The following is a 959-nucleotide window of genomic DNA, read 5'->3' on the forward strand; positions in this document are numbered from 1 at the left end:
TTTTAGCAATATCGTCTAGGCTCATTCCTTCTGAAGTTAACTCACTAGTTATTGTATTGAGTACTTGGGAAGTCTCTCTATCCATTGGATAAGGCTCTGACTTACGATAATTATATTTTGCTATTTCTGGGCAGAGCACTCTTGTATAAACCCACTCACTTATGAACCCTAGCTTATGCATTCTATATGCCAGTGCTACTAAAGATACGCCGAACACTTTTTTCAGCTCAATAAGATTGTTGATGGTAGGATTTACATGTCTATATTCCATTAATGCAACTTCGGGCATCAAGAACGCAGATGCAAACTCATCTGCACATCTTTCGACTACTTTTGAATCCAAGTCTTCATCAAGTGATTTACTAAAACTTTCAGACATTTTCATACTGTATATGTCTCTAACTAAATGACCTAGTTCGTGACATGCATCAAAACGACTTCTCTCCATAGTTTTTTGGTTATTAAGAAAGATAAAAGGTGTGTCATCATACCAAACGCTAAAAGCATCAATATATTCCGATTTTACAAAAATAGAAAAAATACGTATACCTTTTGACTCTAATAGAGCAATTAAGTTCCCAATAGGTTTATCACCCAGGCCCCAGTCGTAACGGAGCGAATTAGCCGCTTCTTCAGGAGATAGATGAGATAAATCAGGAAGTTCTGATTGAACAAGTTCAAACTCCTCTTCAAACCAATCATTAAGCATAAAGCCAGTAATGCCATAAGTTAAAGCTTCGGCTTTGACTTTCTTAGTCATTCTAGAACGAGATCTAAAACTAACACTATGTTCATCAATGATTGGTAAGTCACTACCTTTAAAAAAATCGATAGGGAAGCTTAGCACCCTTGAAATATCAACTAAATTAGGCTCAGTATTTCCTTTTAGATAATTTGTTAATGTTCTAGGAGTAATATTTAGCTTTTCTGCTAATTCAGCTTTGCTCACAGCTCGCCTA

At 35.9% G+C, this 959-nt stretch carries 1 protein-coding gene; it reads right to left on the reverse strand.

Annotation, left to right across the window (positions count from 1 at the left end; translation table 11 throughout):
• On the reverse strand, window positions 1–949 hold a 949-nt coding region (locus tag AAEY83_RS12700; protein ID WP_351059240.1), incomplete at its 3' end, for an ImmA/IrrE family metallo-endopeptidase.
• Window positions 950–959 lie beyond the last annotated feature (10 nt).

This window comes from Psychrobacter sp. TB20-MNA-CIBAN-0197, from assembly GCF_040309765.1.
GTDB lineage: Bacteria > Pseudomonadota > Gammaproteobacteria > Pseudomonadales > Moraxellaceae > Psychrobacter > Psychrobacter submarinus.